Below are 19,272 nucleotides of genomic sequence, written 5' to 3' on the forward strand. Positions count from 1 at the left end.
TTTACCAACCGTTTGGGTGATTCATACTTCGTAAGCATAAGCCAAAGGTAATTGAGACTTTAGTTATTTGACCGAACCGCTGACGATCCCCGAGAAAATGAAACGCTGCATGAAGAGATAGAGGATGGTCGTCGGAATAAGGATAATGAGCAGCGCCGCGCATACCACGTTCCACTGCGCGCTGTTGACGCCAACGAAGTTCATAAGCCCGGTCGAGACGACCCGCAGTTTCTGGGACGGCATGTACAGATACGGGATATACATATCGTTGTAGATGGAGATGCTCTTCAGAATCACCGCGGTTGCCGTAGCCGGCGCCAGCAATGGGAATATAATCGAACGGTAGATCCGGAACAGCGACGCGCCTTCGATCATCGCATTTTCGTCGAGATCGTAAGGAATGTGACGGATAAACTGCAAATACAAGTAAATCTGCACGACGTCTGTCCCGATGTAGAGCAGCACCGGACCGTACAAGGAATTAAACAAGCCAAGCTCTTTGATAATGCCAAAGGTAGCCACCTGCGTAGTGACGGACGGAATAAGCGTTGCTGCCACATAAGCGCCAAGAATCCAGGATTTCAGCTTGAAATTAAACCGTCCGAGCGCAAACGCCACCATTGTACCCATGAGCACGTTGCCGAGAACCGACAAGACAAGAATCGTCCCCGTATTCGTAAAAGCGTTCAGCATGTCGCCGCGGTGAAACACGGTACTGAAATTATCGAGATAAGCAAAAGAATTCGGGAAATCAAACACGCCGGATTTGGCGTATTCCTCGTTGCCCTTAAACGCGTTCAAGATAACCACGTACGGGGGAAATAAAATAACGAAAACAGCCGCGAGCAAAATGACGTATTTGAGCAGATTCACAAGTGCCTTAGCCTTCATTCGTTAGTCCTCCCCCCGCAAAATCAACTTCCGTTGTACAAAGATAACCAGCACCACGATAATGAGCAGCACCATCCCCATCGCCGAAGCGAGACCGTAATTGCTGAAGTTAAATGCCGTCTCGACGGTTTGCGTCACAAAGGTCTGGCTCGCGCCGGCCGGTCCGCCTTTCGTCATGACAAACGGCAGATCAAACACCTCAAGCGCTCCGCTGACGGTAAGAAGCATGCTGAGCTCCACAATCTTAATGATGCTCGGCCAAGTGATGTACAGGAAAGATTTGAACGGACCTGCTCCGTCGATTTTGGCAGCTTCGTACAGATCGCCCGGAATGGATTGTAAAGCGCCTAAATATATAACCATGTTAAAGCCCATGAACTTCCACGCGGATATAAAAGCAAGCGAGTAGTTCACGATCCCCGCATCCCCCATCCAGCTCCGAATCCACGATTCCAGCCCGACGGACGTGAGAAGCGCATTCAGCGATCCGTTCTGCGCGTCGTAAACGTAGGTGAACATATAAGCAATTGCCACGCTGTTCATAATGTAGGGCAGGAAGAGCAACACCCGGAAGGTGTTTCGCCCTCTCAGCCTTGAATTCAGCAGCACCGCGAAGAACAAAGCGACTATGTTCTGAACGATCCCGCCTATGAAGTATACGAAGTTATGGGAGAGCACCTTGAATATATCCGCATTCGTGAATATATCCTTGTAGTTGTTAAAGCCAACCCACGCTTTATTCGGGCTGTAGCCGTCCCATGAAGTAAAGCTAAGCCAAGCCAGATAAAGCGCGGGATAAAAGGAAAATACAGCAAGCAAGAGCAGCGGAAGCGTGAGGAACGAAATCAGAATGACATAACGTTGTACCTTGTAACTCATTGCAAACATCGGCAACCCTTCTTTACTCCTTGATAAGGAGGAAGAGAAAACGTTATCGATTCCGCCGATAAACATCTTCTCTTCCCTTAAGTCCAGCTATTAACCTTATTTGCCTACGGATGCCTTCGCATCTTTCCACTTCTTGTTGTAGGAATCAAATACGGCTTTCATGTCTTTGCCCATAATCGCATCTTGCGCGAAAGCACTTGTATCGAATTGCATTTTGTTCGCGATAGCGAGGTAATCGTCGTTCTCGGCAGACATCTCGATGACTTTCGGATTCGTTGCCATGAACTCGTTCAGCTGAGCCAGCTTAGGTTGTTTGTCCTTGAGTACAGGGATGAAACCTGCATAATCGTCATAACCGGATTCTTCAATGAGGAATTTGAGGAAAGCTTTTGCCGTCTCCGGATTGTCGCTGTTCTTATCGATACCGTAGTAGTAGTCGGAAGCAAGTATAACTTTCGCTTCTCCGCTGTTATCCAGTGGCAGCGGGAAGAATCCTACGTCTTCAGCGGCAGCGCCGTTGTCGACGACTTGCGGCACAACCCAGTTGCCCAGCAGGAACATCGCGATTTTGCCGGAAGCTACATCTTTCTTCGAGCCTTCCCAGTTCGTCGACATCAGGTCCTTCTCGACATAACCGCTGTCCACCATTTTCTTCAGAATGGAGAACGCTTGCCAGTGAGGGCCGTCAACCGCAAATGGTTCGTCCTGCGTGGCCATCGTATTGTGAAGGGCAGGGTCATTGCCGAAAATAAACGCTTCTTGATCCCAGCCGTACAGCGGCCATTTGTCTTTGAAGTTGGTTGCGAGCGGGATAATGCCGGCAGCTTTCAGCTTATCGGCTGCAGCGTACAGCTCGTCTAATGTCTTCGGAACCGCGGTAATGCCCGCTTGCGCAAAAGCTTTTTTGTTATACGTCACGCCCATCGCGGCGCTGCCGGAGGAAATCCCGTACAGCTTGCCGTCTTGGCTGCGGTTGTCTTTGAAGTAAATGCGGTCATTCAAGCCCAGGTCGTCAAGCGGCAAATAGAAGTTCGGCAGATCGGAATTTTTCACTGTGCCCGGAATCAAGCTGATGTCGGCGAGTTCGTTCGATGCCATGCGGATTTTGGTCGTTTGGTCGTAATCCTTGATCGCTTCAATCTCGACCGTCGCATCCGGATATTTCTCATGGAATTTGGTAGCGTAGTTCTTGAGCTCTGTATCTACCAGGTCCGTCCGGTTTGTTGTAAATACAACCTTGCCGGAGATTGCTGGAGCAGCGGGCTCTTCGCTTGCCGCCGCGTTTGATGCTGCCGCGTTATCCGCCTCCGTTGTAGCTGCGGCATTATTCCCTTTGTTGTTGCTTGGCGCTGCTGCCCCTTCGTTATTTCCGTTATTTGAGCCGCATCCTGCTGCCATTGTCATTGCAAGGCCCAAGACGGCCATTGTGGAAATTAACTGCTTCTTGTTCAAACCCGACTCCCCCTCAAATATGTTGAATGCGCTTACTTACAAAACCGATTATAGAGAAAGCGCCTTCATAATTTAATGTCGCTTTTTTTTGTTTATGGTCTTTTTTTTGGGAGTTAAAAATTTTCTTCGAAACGCATTTTTCCTCTTATTCGTTCTTTCCGCGGCTGCCCGTGCTCACAAATTCCGATACTCCTTCGGCGTAATGCCTACCATCTTCTTAAACACTTTATTGAAGTAGATCGAGTCCGGGTAGCCTACTTGCTCACCCACCTCATAAACCTTGAGGTCCAGACGTTTCTTCAATAGCTCCTTCGCCTTCATCATCCGCAGCTGCAGCACGTATTGCGTAATCGTCTGTCCCATCTCCTGCTTAAACAACGTGCTGAGATAACTCGGGTTCAGGAATACTTTCTCCGACAACTCCGTCAGCTCAAGATCTTTATCATAATCCTGCTGGATCAGCTGCTTGACCGTCTCAATGACCCGGTTGCCTTCTTTGCGCAGCGAAGCCAGCCGGTAGAGCGACAGCTCGAGCAAATGCAAGATTCGTTCTTTCAGCTCCGTTAAGTTGAAAAAGTCCGCAACCGACTGGTACACCCCTACCCCGGGGGGAGTCAGCTTAACGAGCTCATCCAGCAGACCGTCAACCTTTTGCACGGCGGTATAGAGCAGGTTCGCCATAAATTGCACAAGTTCCGCATATGGCGGCCGAACCCGTTCAATCTCTACGAACATCCGCTGAACGGCTGCGCCGATCCCCTCCGCATCAAGCCTCTCCAGCGCGTGCGTGAAGTCCCCTTCCATCAGTGCCGTGAAAAAAGCCGGTTCAACCGAAACATTAGCCCCTTCTTTCGCCGTTACGAAACCAAAAGCCTCGCGTTTATAAATGCCGGCATACGATAATGCCAGCGCCTCTTGATAAGCGGAAGCAGCCGTCCCGCTTCCTATGTAGCCTCCGCTAATGCCCGCAACAAACTTGCCTTTAGCGGCAAACTGAAGATCGTTCATAAGTCGAAGCGCCGTTCCATGCGCCCGCTTCCCAAGCTCTTCCTCTTTCTCCGAGGGAACAATCAAAGCGACAATCTGCGCTTCCATAGCGACACTATCGATCCCTTGCGACGCCATCGTTCTACCCCAATCAAGAATCTGCTCTTTCATCGCTTGATTTGACGCCCGGACAGTCAGCACCGCATAAGACTGTTCAAAAGCAGCAGGCGTAGCCCCTTCAGCGGACATTCCGGCGTTGCCTTCCTTAGCTTCCCTGCCTTCCCCGCCAAGCAGCTTGCGCAGCAGCTGTTCTCTTAGCAGCAAATCGCTCATTTGCGCTTTTTTGCTCAGCAGCTGCTCCTTTTCTTTTTCCTGCTTCGCCGCTTTCAGGTCCTCATGAATCTGGGACAAGTTCGCGATGAGCTCTTCCTTATCCACCGGCTTGATCAAATAATCCTTAACGCCATACTGCATCGCCGTGCGGGCATAATCGAAATCATTGTAGCCGCTTAGAATCAGACAACGCGTGTCCGGCAATCGGTGGCGGAGTTCTTCTATGAATTGCAGCCCGTCCATGTAGGGCATCTTGATATCGGTAATAACAACGTCAGGCGTCAGACGGTTCAGCTCCTGGGAAGCCTCAAAGCCGTTCGAGAAGCTGCCGACGACCACATATTCCTCGCTTAGCTTGGATACAATCTTCTCCAGCCCGCGGCGGATCAAATCTTCATCATCGATAATCATAATGCTCAACATGTCAGTCACCATGCTTTCTCGGAAGTTTCAAATAAACCGTAGTGCCTTCTCCCCACTTGCTCTCGATTTCCAGACCGTAGGTCTCCCCGTAATGCAGCTTGATCCGCTCGTTCACATTGCGCAGTCCAACCCCGGTCTTGGAGCTTCCCGCCTCGCGGGTACCGTTCATCGATTGGCGGATCAAATCGAGCGTCATGCCGTCCATGCCGGAACCTTCGTCTTTAATCGCAATAATAATAAGCTGCTCCTTCAGCTCTGCCGACAAGCGGATCGTAACCTCGTTGGGCTTGCCTTCCATTCCGTGAAGAATCGCGTTTTCCACAATCGGCTGGAAAGTCAGCTTCATGACGGGGAACGCCATCAGCTCCTGCGGGACGTCAAAGATGACGACAAACCGGTTGCTGAACCGGTAACGGAGCAATTGAAGGTAACGCTCCAGATGCTGCAGTTCCTCCCTTAGCTCCACCGTCTCGCGTCCCCGGTTAATGCTGTACCTGAGCAGCTTCCCGAGCGTAAAAGTCATCTCGGCCACTTCTTCATCGTCGTTAATCTCGGCGGTCATCCGGATCGTCTCCAGCGTGTTGTATATAAAATGAGGGTTGATCTGGCTTTGCAGCGCCTCCAGATCCGCTTCTTTCTTGCGGGACTGAATAACATAAATCTCGGAGATCAACTCCTTCATCCTTCGGAGCATGCGGTTGAATTCCGTGCCGAGAATGCCCACCTCGTCCTTCTGCTTCACGTCAAAGCTGACATCCATATTGCCGCCGCGCACCGAACGCATCAGATCCGTCATCTGCCGCAGCGACCTAGTCATCATAAAAGCCAGTACAACCGAAACCAACAACGCAAAGCTGATGATCCCAATCGTTGTAGTCAGCGTTACGTTCCTTGTTATTTCGGCATCGTGATGCAAATAGTTAACGGGAATAAAAGCAAATATTTTCCACCCCGTATCCTTCGATACGGAGTAGCTGCAAATATACGAAACGCCGTCCACCACAACGTTATAGCTGCCTTGGTCGCCAACCGCTTTCTTAATGACTTCATTGCCCGTTATATTGGTTGCCGTAAGCAGATGATCGCTGTCGTAAGCTACGTTGTTCTGTCCGTCAATAATAAGCGTCTTCCCGTTCGTTACCGTATTCAGCTCTTGGACAACGCCCTCGATAACCCGAATATCCGCGTCCACCGCTACGTAACCGATCGTCTCCAGCGTGCCGATATCCCGGATGCTCCGCAGCACCGTAAACAAATATTGCGGCGATCCGTTCGCGCGCATCACCCTCTGGGTTGGAATAATGACAGGATCGCCGTTGCCCTCTATCGCAAGCTGCTTCCATTCCTCGTATTGGCTCATCATATCCTCGCGGATGGCATCCGTCCTGATCCGGTAGAACACGTTGCCGTAATTATCGTACAGATACGCGGAGTAGAGATCTTTTCTCATGCTGTCGAGAAGGCCGATATAGAAGTCCATCTGCCGCTGCTTCTCCAACGTTAACTCCCTGTGACTCATGTACTGCTGCATATCCACCGAATAGAGCGGAATTTTGCTGACGGTCATCATATCCTCCAGATGGCTGTCCAGATTCGTCTGCATGTTGCTGATCAGTTCGGTTACATAGTTTTTCGTGTTTTTATTAATAGATTGGATATAGTTCTGGTAGGAAATAAACCCCGTCGCCGAGATGGGGATAATGATGAGAACGACAAATACGATGATCAGCTTCTTCTGCATCGTCATGCCGCTAAAGCCGTTAAAACGGAAAAAGTCACGTCCTATATTCATTTGCGCCGGCTCCTGTTCACCAAAAATGTAAGCGTTCACTTGTGATTCTGACACAGAGTCCCCCTACCGGCAACTCTTTCTTCTTGTCCCGTCGCAACCCCCTAAAGAGAATGCAATAAACCTAAAAATTAGCCAATAGCCAGGGCACCATAGTTGGCGTTAGATTAGTAGCACGCGGCATGCGTATTTGTTGCGGAAAGGAGGTTAAGCGCTTACATTTTCTGGGATCGAGGTATGCCGCATAAATAGTTAGTCCAAATTTTAAGGAGGTTATGAAGTGATCCAATCCAGATTTCGCATGCTCTCCTACGCCTTGGCTCTGCTTATCGCTTTTATGTCTTTGTTATCCTTTGTTGGTCCCCCGGCGAACAAAGCATCCGCGGCCGTATCCGGCTTTGTTACCCGCTCGGGCAGCCAACTGATGCTGAACGGCCAGCCCTTCCGCTACAGCGGCCCCAACCTGTATTGGATTGGCCTCGACGAGAATCCGACCGATTTCCCGACCGAATTCCGCGTGAACAACGCTATGCAGACGGCCAAAGAAATGGGTGCCACCGTCATCCGCTCCCATGCCGCCAACTCCTTTGGCTGCGCCAAATGTATTATGCCAACGCTCAATACATACAACGAAGAAGCCTTCAAGAAGCTCGACTATGCCATTAAGGCAGCCGGCGATCAGGGACTTCGCCTCGTCCTTCCTCTCATTGACCAATACGACTACTACCATGGCGGCAAAAAATCATGGACGCGCTGGTTCGGCTATCCCGATGACGGAATCAGCTACACCGGCTACGAGTTCTATTACAAACCGGAAATTATCAGCGCCTTCAAGCAGCATTTGAACGTCCTTCTTAACCGCACCAATACGTACACCGGCGTTAAATACAAAGACGACCCAACCATTATGGCGTGGGAAACCGGCAATGAGCTGGGCTGGTATGACAATCCGACGGCCATGAAGAACTGGACGCAGGAAATCGCCGATTATTTAAAAAGCATCGATAGCAACCATCTCGTTGTTGACGGTACTTACGGCGTGAAGGATGCCCATCTCTCCATCGCAAGCGTCGATATTTATAGCGACCACTTCTATCAGTGGCCTGCCGTAGGCGCCTGCTGCAAAGGCTTGTCGGTAACCGACCTGAACACGCAAGCCAACAAGGTTCAAGCGGCCGGCAAAGCAATGGTTGTAGGCGAGTTTGCCTGGAACCTTGAAACTTACGGATCGCTCGCCAACTTCCTTGCTGCCATCGAAGCCCATCCGGCTATTGCAGGCAGCGCGTATTGGGCGTTATTCGGACAAAACGACGATTACGGCTACAAAGTGCATAACGACGGATTTACGATCTATTATCCGGGCACCACAACCGACATGCGCGCGAAAGCCCAGCAGCTGCGCAACCATGCTTATGCCATGCGAGGAATCGCCGTGCCTGCGGCAGGCATTCCGGACGCGCCGCTTGTTACGGGACATCAAGCAAGCGGCGGCAAAGTTCAGCTGAAGTGGAGAGGCGCTGCAGCGGCGGATAAATACTCGGTCGAGCGCTCGACCGCGGGAGCAAGCGGTCCGTTTACCGTTGTTTGCAACCAATGCGCAACCGATATGGATACGCCTTGGACCGATTCAACCTCCGTATCGGGTACGGCTTATTGGTACAGAGTGAAAGCCCATAACCTCGCAGGGGTTGCCGGCGCTTATTCGCCTGTCTATGCGACCGGCGGAACCGCTCTGCCGGCTCCGGGCGCTTTTGCATTAAGCTCGCCTGCAAGCGGGGCAACGGGTCAAAACGTACTGCCGACTTTCACCTGGAATGCTTCCAGCAACGCGGCAAGTTATACGCTTGTCGTTGCCGACAACAGCTCGTACACGAGCCCGGCCATTAACGCCAGCGGACTGACTTCTACTTCGTATACGCCGGGAACCGCGCTTGCCTACAACAAAACGTATTATTGGAAGGTAACCGCGGTTAACGGCACCGGATCAACAAACGCCTCGAATGCCGGGTTAACCTTTACAACCGCTGCTCAAGTAACGTCGCTATCGGTTGATGCGTTTGACTCGTATGCGTCAGACAGCGCTTTGCAAAGCGCTTATGTCCGCAACACGGATGGCGGAGCTTTGACGGTTACACGCGATACCGCTAACAAAAACGACGGTACCTACGGCATGAAGTTCGCCTATACGATCGCGGCTTCTCCCGCCAACTTCGCGGGTGCAACGAAGCAATTAGGCACTGCCGACTGGTCCGGCACAACCGGCCTGTCGCTATGGCTCAAGCCGGACGGCTCCAACCGTACCTTGACCATTCAATTCAAGGAAACAAACGGCGAGTTATGGGAAACTTATTACACCTTGTCCGGTACAACGGCCGGCGTCATTAACCTGCCGTTCAGCTCCTTCAATCATCCGGGCTGGTATAGCGGCGGCAACGGCGCGAAAGATTTGAACAGCATTAAGGAATACAGCATCTACGTCAATCAAGGCTCCGGGTCGACCGGCAGCAGCTCCATCTATTTCGACTCCGTTACGGCAGGGCAAGTAGGCGGAGGTACGCAGCCTCCAAGCGATGCCATCGACAGCTTTGACGGCTACGCTTCGAATAGCGCGCTGCAGGCCGTCTATACGATGAACTCTTCCGGCAGCGCAATTACGCCAACGCTGGACACAGCGATGAAGAGCGACGGAACAAACAGCATGAAGCTGAGCTACAGCATTACAACTGCAGCCAACTACGCTGGCGTCATTCATCCGGTCTCCGCCAACTGGACCGGCAAGACCGGCATCACGTTATGGGTGAAGCCGGACGGCTCGAACCGTACGCTCACCGTGCAGTTCAAAGAATCGGGCGGCGAACCGTGGGAGACGACCTATGTACTGTCGGGCACAACGGCAACTACGCTAACCTTGCCGTTCTCAAGCTTTGCGCGTCCGAGCTGGTACAGCGGCGGCAACAGTACCCGCGACCTTGGCTCCATTGCCGAAATCAACTTCTATATTAATCAAGGCTCTGGCAGCACCGGCAGCAGCAGCATTAATATCGATGCGGTGAAGACGTATTAATAGCGGGTAACATGCAAAAGCCCCCTCATGGTCCGGCCTGTGCCGGGTTGAGGGGGCTTTTTTGTCATCCTATGATAATGTCGCGTAGAGAAGCAGCGTTCCGATGCTGCCTACCCATAACATGGGTACGCAGTTCGTAATAATCGCCGCTTGCTTATGGCGACGGTGAAGGGTCCAGGCTACGATGGAACTGGTAATCATAAAGAGCGGATAGACGGCAATGCCGATTACAAATAAGATATTCCACGCACTGAAGCCGTTATCGAACGCAAAAAAAGACATCCCGAACGTAAACAGCCACGGAATCAAAAACAATAAATAGATGATTTGACTGATAACCAAATACTTCTTCAACGATTTTCCCCCTATTGTCTATATGACCTTTATTATTCGCCGGACGGATTTGTTCTCCTTTGCCTGTATACAGGAATGTTACACCGGTTGCTCCCGTATATATGGCTATTGATCTCTAAGCATATGCTTATCATTCTTATTTCAGAAAGGTAGGTACATTCCATGAACGCATCGTACTCGGAACTGCGGGCAAGAGCGCGCGACAGCTTGAGAGGCAACTGGGGAAAAGCAGTCGGGGGCTTTGTATTGTCCCTGCTGATGGGGGCCGTCATTGGTCTAATCAACTATTTGCTCCCGTTTCTCGGCAATCTGGTCAGCATATTGGTCAGCGGATCCATCTCGCTAGGGCTTATCAGCTTTTACCTTGGCATCGCCAGAAAAGAAAACCCGCCCGTATCGGAAGTGTTCAGCGGCTTCTCGCTTTTTATCAAAGCGTTCTGCCTGTACTTTATGGTTGGCCTGTTCACCTTCTTGTGGACGCTGCTGCTTGTGATCCCGGGCATTATCGCCGCGCTTCGTTACTCCCAGGCTTATTTCATCCTTCGCGACAACCCGGATATCGGCATCATGGCCGCCATCGACGAGAGCAAACAAATAATGAAGGGCAACAAATGGCGCTACTTCGTGCTGCAGCTCACCTTCATCGGCTGGGCTATTCTCGCCGCGATCCCTTGCGGCCTTGGCTTCTTGTGGCTGGCTCCGTACGTCAGCGTAACGCATGCCCACTTCTACGATAACGTGACGGGCAGATTCCCGGCCCCGGCTCCCGATTCGTTCTGACCAGTTTACCGCCGCACAACTTCTAACGAAACATGGTAACGCTATTGGAACTGAATTTAGTGATTAAAGTTTCTAACGAAGCACGGTATAGCTATTTGATGCAAATGCCCAATAAAATACCGAAAACCAGTCAAATAACACTATGAGGTTTCGTTAGATCAATAAAACAACTGTTTTCCCACCAATAAGCATTTGACGTTTCGTTAGCAGAAGTAACAAGGCCAGACTCCCTCTTATCGGGAATCTGGCCTTCATTTATTTATTAGCCGACCATTGGAGCCGTCTCCACATGCGTGCCTTCTACCGGATTGCCTTCTTTGCGCCAGTACTCGATGCCGCCAATCATCTCTTTTACTTGGAAGCCAAGGCCGGACAAGCGCGCCGCGCCTTTTGTGCCGCCGTTGCAAGCCGGGCTCCAGCAATAGACGACGATAAGCTGATCTTTCGAGAAAGCCGCCGTTGTCTCCTCCGTCATCTCTCTCGCCGTTAAGTTGATGGCGCCTGGAATATGGCATTCCGCATAAGCTTTCGGACTGCGAACGTCGATCAGCAGGAAGTCGTTCAGACCATGCTGCATATCGTAATAAACATCCGCCACGTCGGTCTCAACCGATAGTTTGTTCATGTAGTGGCGATGTATTGCTTCCGGGGATGCTGCAGGTGTTTCAAGCACGAGAGAAAATGTTGTTGTCATGGTTATGGCCTCCAGTTAGGGGATTTGCCAAATGCCTTGGCTTGTTGAATTCAATATATCATGCTCCCTAACAACGGAGTTATCGATGGTTATCGATGGCATACTTCAATAATTCTGATGATTGCTTCATTCCGCTTCGAACAAATCCATGAATCCGACGAACGCTTTCGATTGCCACTTCTTCTTGGAGTAAATAAGCTGGGTATAGAACCGGAATTCAGGATGGACGAACGGAAGCCCGATAATCTTCTTCTTGTCTATATCATCCGCCACCGCAATGCGCGGCAGCAACGCGATGCCAAGGCCGTACATGACGCATTGCTTGATGGCTTCAAGATTGCCGAATTCATAGGAAGGCTTGCAGTCGATCTGACTGCTTCGAAGCGCTTTGAGCAGCATCGCCCGGTACGTGCAGCCGTCTTCGGTAAGGATCAGCGTTTCCCCGTTCATATCCCCTGCCTTAACCTTGCTTAGCTGGTTGAACCGATGCTCCGGACTTGCAATAATGACGAGTTCTTCTTCCCTCAGCACTTGCGTGTGCAGCTCCGGATCGGCAAACGGCGGATCCAGAATAATACCGACATCCAGCGTGCCATCTTTGACCGATTCAATAATAAACGGCTCATTTGCCGGCTGAATCATAATGCTGACATCCGGGAACCGCTCCCGGTACTTTTGCAAATACGGCGGCAAATAATAAGCGGTGAGCGTCTCAATCGTGCCGATCGTGAGCGTTCCCTTGGTCTGTCTGGAGACGACCTCCTTGGATTCCTCATGGAGACGGATCATTTCCTTCGCATAAGGCAGCAGAGACTCGCCGGCCAGGGTCAATCTCATGCTTCTGCCGAATCGTTCAAACAGCACCGCCCCATACGATTCCTCCAGCCGCTGAATCTGAGTCGTAATGCTGGACTGGGCATAGCCGAGATTCTCGGCTGCTCGGGTGAAGCTCCCACTCTTGGCTACCTCATGGAATGTTCTCAAATACGTAAGCTCCAACCTGATCACCCTCTCTTGCCAACAGCATATCACAAAAGCCGCTTGACTCCACTACCTCCTTCTATGCAAACTAAGTTTATCCCTACAATAGTCCTCAACCCTAGGAGATCACTTACTATGTTCCTGAAAAAACAGCTTGTCCGCAAGCATGGCAAAACGTATACCTATTACCGCATTGTCAGTTCCTATGTCGACGAGCAAGGACGCCGAAGGCATCGGACCGAGAAATATTTAGGCGCATTAAGCGAAGAGGAATTGATCCGCATCCGCGGTGAGTTGCAGGGCCGCAAGGCTTACAGGCCAGCTATGCCCGAAGTTCAAGCGGCTTCCAGCGAAATAACCTATCTCTTCCAATCCCTGCACAGATTAAATTATGCGCCGCGTTCGCCCAAAGAATGGAACGTAACCGCATCGGACATGGTCCTGCTCGTCCGGGAAGGAAGCGCGGATATTCATACCCATGCGCAAAAATATAGCCTTCAAGCCGGCATGGCGATGTATGCTCCGGCAGGCTGCGGCATGTACATCATGAACAATGCCGATCGACCGCTTAGGATGGACCGGATTACTTTCTTCCCGCATACTCCGCATCTGCCCGGCAACAGCTCCTATCCGCCTGGCCAATCACCGCTTCATCAAGAAGGGATTATTCCTCTTGCTGCGCCTGGCCGCCTGTTAGGATTAGCGGACGAATTGGCTGAAGCAGCGACTTCATCCGGACCCCACAAGTCGATTCGGACCACGCTTGCTTTCTATCAATGGCTTGCTGCTCTAGTGAAGCTGGAACCTGCGGCTTTGCAACAGGAGTCCGGCGACTGGATGGAATCCGCCTTGCCTTACATAAGAGATCACTACTGGGAGGATCTTACGCGGGATCAACTTGCTTTCTTGTACGGCGTTAGTCCCGAGCATTTCTCCCGCTTATTCAAGCGGGATACCGGTTGCAGCTTTACCGATTATGTGTGCCGAATCCGAATACGCAAAGCGCAGGAACTGCTCCAGCTCCACCCTCACAAGATGATGAACGAGATTGCGTCTCTAACCGGCTTTCATAGCGAGCATTATTTCAGCCGCAAGTTCAAGCAGATGATTGGAACCGCGCCGTCGGTCTACCGTTCCCTGCCAAAGAGTTATGCCGCGTTATCTTCTTACATCACTCCAGCTATGCTGAAGCTTGGCGTGAAGCCAAACATAGGCGTATTGGAGCCATGGATGAAGGAGCAGCTAAGCGAGGCCAAAAACATGCTCATTGTGGACGCTCCCATTACGGATGATCCGGCTACGCTGGACAAGTTGACCTCCGCGGAACCCGATCTCCTATTAATAGAGCAATATCAGAAGCAGGAAGATTTGCTGCGAGAATACGGACCGGTATGCGTGATTCCCGATGCCGACGATGATTGGCGTCCCCCGTTGTTATTCCTTGCGAATGCAATCGGCAGGAATAATGAAGCCTTCACCTGGATGAACCGCTTCGAACAACGACTCGCTGAAGCAAGACAATTGCTGGCTCCGCTTATCAAGCGGCAGGAGACGGTTACTCTATTCAAGATCGTATCCGACAAGCTGTACGCCTACGGGAATTCCACCAGTATGGGTGGCCTCCTCCTCTATAAAGAGTTAGGGTTGACGCCATCTCCCGGCGTTCGCGAGCAACTTACCGAAGCCGGGTTGCCGAACAAAGAAGTACCCGCCGATGCGCTTGCTAGCTATGATGCCGACCATATCTTTCTGTTCGATTACCGTTCCATCTGGTATCCCGACAAGCCTGCCTCTCTTCAATCAGCGGCATGGCAGCAGCTTAAGGCTGTCCGGCATGGACGGGTATATACGCCAAATCCCGATCTTTATTATGGCTATGACCCGTTATCCCTGGAGCTTCAACTAGAAGAAACGTTACGGCTTCTAACATCACCATAAGCCTAATTATTAGTCATCAGCGTGCATGGACGATCCTAATCGAGAATTGTTATCATTCAATTGATAATTACTATCAGAGAGGGAGTTTGTTACATGTTTCAATTGAAAAAAGGGTATTTTTCTGCTGTTATGCTGATCTGTATATTGGCTTTGCTTAGCGCATGCGGCAACAATTCAGCCAACAATTCGAATACTGCGCAAGCAGAAGCGACACCTGCCGCCGAAAGCTCGCCTGCAGCTAGCGATAACGCCGCCGGAACGGAGGAACAATCGGCTACCCGCATGGTCAAAACCGTCAAAGGCGATATTGAAGTTCCTGCAAATCCGCAGCGCATTGTCGCGGGTTATTATCATGGTACCCTGCTCTCCCTCGGCATTCAGCCGATTGGCGCGAGCAAGGAATGGTGGATGGGCAGTCCGTTCCTGAAGGAGCAGGAAGCGAAAATTTCCGACATCGGATCCCCGGCATCGGCCGAGAAGGTACTCGCTCTGAAGCCGGATCTCATTCTAATTAATGATACGCTCGCGGAAGGCTACGACGACTTGTCCAAAATCGCGCCAACGCTGTTTATTCCTTATGATTCGATCAAAAACGTTCATGATGAAGTAAAGCAATTCGGCGTCTTGCTGAACCGCGAGAAAGAAGCCGCTGCCTGGGAGGCCGATTACCAAGCGAAAGCCGCGGCTGCAAGAGAACAACTTGCCGGCAAACTTAAGCCGGGCATGACGGCAGTATTGATGGAGATTGACGGCGGCACGATTGCGGTGATGGGCGACAACTACGGCCGCGGCGGCGAAGTCATCTACAATGCCTTGCAATTCAAAGCACCGGAATGGATTCAGAAGAACGTCATCGACAACGGCGTACAATATCAGGAAATCTCCATGGAGAAGCTGCCGGATATCGCCAATGCGGATTACATCTTCCTCTCCACTTATACCGAAACATCCCAGGAACAGCTGAAGGCTCTGACGGAGAGCAAAATCTGGCAAGGTCTGCCTGCCGTTAAGAACGGCAACGTCATTCCGCTTGATTACAAAACCTATTTCTACTTTGACGCGAAGTCCATCCTTGGACAAATCGATACGCTGACGCAAACGATGCTCGAACAAACGAGTAAATAACTAATAAGACTGCCCCGAAGTCATAACGCATGACTTCGGGGCAGTCTTTATTATTAAACAGGATTCATTCGCTTCTGCGGCAAGATTTAGAGTATAGTAGACTCAATCAAATAAAATAAATGCAGGAGGCTGTAATCATGCCGCAAGAGATATGGATTAACCTGCCGGTCAAGGATGTTGAAAAGTCGACTGCCTTTTTCAAACAGCTTGGTTTTCAAGCAAATAATGTAGGCAGCGTGAGAGCTAAACTTAGCATCGGACAAACAACCATCTTGCTGTTCCCTGATGCTGAGATTGAGAAGTTTGCGAAAGCAAAGATTGCGGACACCTCCCACAGTGCGGAAGTATTATTTTCCCTTGGCGCTGAAAGCAGAGAAGCCGTGGATGATATGATTCGTCAAGTCGAGCTGGCCGGAGGTACCATCTTTGGCAAGCCAAGCGAACAAGACGGCTGGATGTACGGCGCGGGATTTGCCGATTTGGACGGTCACCGCTGGAATTTGCTGTACATGGATGAAAGCCGCATGCCGAAAGGCTAAACCTAAAAAACGCCGGAAACCTTACTACAGGTCGCCTGCGTTTTTTGCATATTACACTCCGTACAATCTTCTATACGCCGTTGGCGTCATTCCTTCATGCTCCATAAACCGCTTATTGAAATAACTCACGCTTGGATAACCCGCTTCTTCGGCGATTTGACCGATGTTGTCATCCTTCCGCTCAAGCAGCCATTGCTTTGCCGCCTGCAGGCGGCAGCGGGTAATAAAGTCCATCGGCGTCATCCGCGTGGCGTTCTTGAACAACTTGCAGAAATAATACGGCGTTACGCCAACCTTATCTGCCCATTCTTCCAGGATAAAAGGTTTTACCGCCTCCTGCTGCATCAGCGGAAGCAGCTCCATAATGCGCTCGCTCGACGTACCCGTCTTCCCCCCTTGCAGCGCAACGGCATGCTCGACAAAGACAGTCAGCAGCCGGTAAGTCAGCATCGACAGATGCGCGGGCCGCAGCATCCGGTACGTCTCCGCTTCGCTTAACAAGTCCTCGTGGGCTTGTTCCCACGCCTGCGGCTGGCGCAGCTTCCACAGCGGGCTTTTGTGAAACCCCTGCTCGATCAAATAATCCCTCAGCCCCGTTCCTCCGTAAAAGTGAAACCACCGTACGTCCCACGGTTCATCTTGGCTGGTGTAATAATGCTGTTTCTGCAAGGGGAAATAGAGTACCGCTTCTCCAGCCCGAAGCTCATGGACCACGCCGTCAATCTCGGCATAACCCTTGCCGGAAACACAGTAATGTATGTTGAAATTGTTAAGCGCCCCCGCCTCCCGCGTGGTGCTGTGATCGGGATCAAATCGGTAATTGCCCACCGATTCCGGCAGGCAAAAGTAAGGCATATTCGGCAGCGTAAGGAGCAAGCTTTGACGTTTCATAACCGACACCTCTTATGACAATATTGTTGTAATGGTATACAAAATAATATCATTTTAATTTTAATTATCTTCTCCTATAATCGCAATATAGTCATAAATCAAATATAACGAAGTGAGGGTGAAGCATGAGCAAGAAGCTGAAATGGGGCATTCTGGGATGTGCCAGCATAGCCAAACGTGCGGTTATTCCAGGACTTCATTTATCTGAATTAAACGAGGTGGCCGCGATTGCGAGCCGCAACGGAGACAAAGCCAAACAAACGGCTGAAGAGCTGAATATCCCTACCGCTTATGACAGCTACGAGGCATTGCTTGCGGACAGCTCGATTGACGTTATTTATATTCCGCTTCCGAATCATCTTCATAAGGAATGGGCTATTCGCGCAGCCGAAGCCGGCAAACATATTTTGTGCGAGAAACCTCTTGCGCTGAATGCGCATGAAGCCGCGGAGATGGTTGAAGCGGCCGACCAAGCCGGCGTACTTCTGTCCGAAGCCTTTATGTACCGTTATCATCCGCGCTACGAGCAGATCAAAGAGTTAATCGCATCCGGTGCGATTGGGCAGCTTCGCGGAATCCGCAGCGCGTTTACGTTCAATAACCCGGGCGACTCCGCAAATGTCCGCTTCCGCAAAGAGTGGGGCGGCGGCTCGATCTATGATGTTGGCTGCTACCCGATCAGCGTGGCAAGATTATTGCTCGGCAAAGAACCGGAAGCGGTTACAGTTAACGCCTTCTTCTCTCCCGAGCATGACGATGTAGATATGATGGCCTCCGGCCTCATTGAATTCGAAGGCAACGTAGCGCTTACCTTCGACTGCGGCATGTGGGCAGCTTTCCGCAACCCGCTTGAGATTCTTGGCACCGACGGCATTATTGAGGTCCCTTCCGCCTTTGTAACCAACTCGCCGGAGAGCGGCCACTACTACGTGACAACCGAAGGCGAACGCCGCCTGGTTGAAGTGTCTAGCGTAAATACGTATACGGAGCAAGCGGATTCGATCGCCCGTTCCATTACGGGCGGCACATCGTTGCAATTCCCTACTTCGGATGCTATCCGCAATATGAAAGTTATCGATGCTTGTCTGTTGTCTGCCCGCGAACATGCAAGAGTAAAAATTTAGGTCTAATTTAATCATTCATTTTAGGAGGCTTATACATTATGGAATACTTAAAATTGCAAGGATTAGACAAACCGGTATCCCGCATGATGAAAGGCACGGACTACTTCTACCATGATTCTTACGAGAAAGCCGCTGCCAATATGGACGCTTACTTCGCGATTGGCGGCAACTGTTTTGACTCTGCTCATATTTATTGCGGCGGACAAAGCGAAGAAGTGATCGGTCGTTATTTGAAGGAACGCGGCACACGCGATCAATGGGTGATCTTGACCAAAGGCGCGCACCATGACCACAACGGTCCGCGCGTGAGTCGCGAAGCGATCCGCAGCGACCTGAATACAAGCCTCGAGCGTCTGCAGGTCGACACGATCGATATGTATGGCTTGCACCGCGATGATCCAAACGTACCTGCCGGCGAAGTCATTGAAATCTTGAATGAGCACATCAAATCCGGTGCGGTGCAAACGATTGGCGTATCCAACTGGACATGGCAGCGAATCCAGGAAGCGAATGACTATGCCGCGGCAAAAGGTCTCGTAGGCTTCTCCTTCAGCAGCCCGAACCTAAGCCTTGCCAAAGCCAACGAGCCGTTCTGGTCCGGCTGCGTATCCGCCGACGAAGAGACGATCGCTTGGCATGAGAAGAAGCAGCTCCCGCTGTTCTCTTGGTCCTCCCAGGCTCGCGGCTTCTTCACAGGCCGCTTCACGCCGGAAGACCGCAGCAACGCCGATCTGGTCCGCGTATTCTACAGCGACGACAACTGGGAGCGTTATGCGCGCGCCAAGCAGCTGGCTGAAGAAAAGAACGTCACTCAAATCCAGATTGCTCTCGCTTACGTGCTGAACCAAGCTTTCCCGACTTGCGCGCTGATTGGCGCCCAATCTCTCGAGGAGCTCCGCTCCTGCGACGAAGGTTCGCGCATTAAGCTTACGCGCGACGAGATGAACTGGCTCGATCTGAGCTCGGATAAGAAATAAATTTGTGAAATGAGAAAAGCACGCCCTGGGGCGTGCTTTTCT

General features: G+C 51.2%; 16 protein-coding genes. 7 read left to right on the forward strand and 9 right to left on the reverse strand.

The window, feature by feature from the left end; genetic code table 11:
• Positions 1 to 63 precede the first annotated feature (63 nt).
• From QQK89_RS23250 to QQK89_RS23270, 5 genes are all read right to left on the reverse strand, one after another.
• Complete coding sequence (locus QQK89_RS23250) at positions 64 to 891, reverse strand: carbohydrate ABC transporter permease (RefSeq protein ID WP_284241072.1); 828 nt, start codon at positions 889 to 891, stop codon at positions 64 to 66.
• A 3-nt stretch (positions 892 to 894) separates the two neighbouring features.
• On the reverse strand, positions 895 to 1,779 hold the full coding sequence (locus tag QQK89_RS23255; protein WP_284241073.1) for a carbohydrate ABC transporter permease: 885 nt from the start codon (positions 1,777 to 1,779) through the stop codon (positions 895 to 897).
• Between the two features lie 96 nt (positions 1,780 to 1,875).
• Positions 1,876 to 3,231 (reverse strand): ABC transporter substrate-binding protein, encoded by a 1,356-nt coding sequence (locus tag QQK89_RS23260; RefSeq protein ID WP_284241074.1) that lies wholly within the window; start codon positions 3,229 to 3,231, stop codon positions 1,876 to 1,878.
• 174 nt (positions 3,232 to 3,405) lie between these two features.
• Positions 3,406 to 4,974 carry a response regulator gene (locus QQK89_RS23265; protein ID WP_284241075.1) on the reverse strand — a complete coding sequence of 523 codons (1,569 nt, stop codon included), beginning with the start codon at positions 4,972 to 4,974 and terminating at the stop codon, positions 3,406 to 3,408.
• A 1-nt stretch (position 4,975) separates the two neighbouring features.
• Positions 4,976 to 6,766 (reverse strand): cache domain-containing sensor histidine kinase, encoded by a 1,791-nt coding sequence (locus QQK89_RS23270; protein ID WP_284241076.1) that lies wholly within the window; start codon positions 6,764 to 6,766, stop codon positions 4,976 to 4,978.
• Positions 6,767 to 7,043: 277 nt separating this feature from the next.
• On the opposite strand from QQK89_RS23270, the gene QQK89_RS23275 reads away from it, so the two are divergent.
• A complete protein-coding gene (locus tag QQK89_RS23275) occupies positions 7,044 to 9,827 on the forward strand; it encodes a carbohydrate binding domain-containing protein (protein WP_284241077.1) in 2,784 nt (927 codons plus the stop codon).
• A gap of 69 nt (positions 9,828 to 9,896) precedes the next feature.
• On the opposite strand, the gene QQK89_RS23280 is transcribed toward QQK89_RS23275, so the two are convergent.
• Positions 9,897 to 10,181: a hypothetical protein gene (locus QQK89_RS23280; protein WP_284241079.1), complete on the reverse strand. Its 285-nt coding sequence runs from the start codon at positions 10,179 to 10,181 to the stop codon at positions 9,897 to 9,899.
• A gap of 162 nt (positions 10,182 to 10,343) precedes the next feature.
• Here QQK89_RS23280 and QQK89_RS23285 point away from each other — a divergent pair, with 162 nt between their 5' ends.
• Positions 10,344 to 10,961: a DUF975 family protein gene (locus tag QQK89_RS23285; protein WP_284241080.1), complete on the forward strand. Its 618-nt coding sequence runs from the start codon at positions 10,344 to 10,346 to the stop codon at positions 10,959 to 10,961.
• A gap of 262 nt (positions 10,962 to 11,223) precedes the next feature.
• Here QQK89_RS23285 and QQK89_RS23290 read toward each other — a convergent pair whose 3' ends face one another.
• Positions 11,224 to 11,655 (reverse strand): rhodanese-like domain-containing protein, encoded by a 432-nt coding sequence (locus tag QQK89_RS23290; protein ID WP_284241081.1) that lies wholly within the window; start codon positions 11,653 to 11,655, stop codon positions 11,224 to 11,226.
• Positions 11,656 to 11,781: 126 nt separating this feature from the next.
• Positions 11,782 to 12,639, reverse strand: a complete 858-nt coding sequence (locus QQK89_RS23295; RefSeq protein ID WP_434481750.1) for a LysR family transcriptional regulator — start codon at positions 12,637 to 12,639, stop codon at positions 11,782 to 11,784.
• Between the two features lie 132 nt (positions 12,640 to 12,771).
• Between QQK89_RS23295 and QQK89_RS23300 the strand changes: the two genes are divergently transcribed.
• From QQK89_RS23300 to QQK89_RS23310, 3 genes are all read left to right on the forward strand, one after another.
• A complete protein-coding gene (locus tag QQK89_RS23300) occupies positions 12,772 to 14,574 on the forward strand; it encodes a helix-turn-helix domain-containing protein (RefSeq protein WP_284241083.1) in 1,803 nt (600 codons plus the stop codon).
• A 93-nt stretch (positions 14,575 to 14,667) separates the two neighbouring features.
• The gene (locus QQK89_RS23305) at positions 14,668 to 15,699 is read left to right on the forward strand and encodes an ABC transporter substrate-binding protein (protein ID WP_284241084.1); all 1,032 of its coding nucleotides are present in this window, start codon (positions 14,668 to 14,670) and stop codon (positions 15,697 to 15,699) included.
• A 137-nt stretch (positions 15,700 to 15,836) separates the two neighbouring features.
• Positions 15,837 to 16,238, forward strand: coding sequence for a VOC family protein (locus QQK89_RS23310; RefSeq protein ID WP_284241085.1), 402 nt, complete (start codon positions 15,837 to 15,839; stop codon positions 16,236 to 16,238).
• Positions 16,239 to 16,289: 51 nt separating this feature from the next.
• On the opposite strand, the gene QQK89_RS23315 is transcribed toward QQK89_RS23310, so the two are convergent.
• Entirely contained in the window at positions 16,290 to 17,129 is an 840-nt protein-coding gene (locus QQK89_RS23315) for an AraC family transcriptional regulator (RefSeq protein ID WP_284241086.1), read from the reverse strand.
• Positions 17,130 to 17,254: 125 nt separating this feature from the next.
• Between QQK89_RS23315 and QQK89_RS23320 the strand changes: the two genes are divergently transcribed.
• Positions 17,255 to 18,253 (forward strand): Gfo/Idh/MocA family protein, encoded by a 999-nt coding sequence (locus QQK89_RS23320; protein WP_284241087.1) that lies wholly within the window; start codon positions 17,255 to 17,257, stop codon positions 18,251 to 18,253.
• 38 nt (positions 18,254 to 18,291) lie between these two features.
• On the forward strand, positions 18,292 to 19,230 hold the full coding sequence (locus tag QQK89_RS23325) for an aldo/keto reductase (protein WP_284241088.1): 939 nt from the start codon (positions 18,292 to 18,294) through the stop codon (positions 19,228 to 19,230).
• Positions 19,231 to 19,272: the final 42 nt, after the last annotated feature.

Source organism: Paenibacillus glycanilyticus, from assembly GCF_030161375.1.
In the GTDB taxonomy this organism is placed as follows: domain Bacteria; phylum Bacillota; class Bacilli; order Paenibacillales; family Paenibacillaceae; genus Pristimantibacillus; species Pristimantibacillus glycanilyticus_B.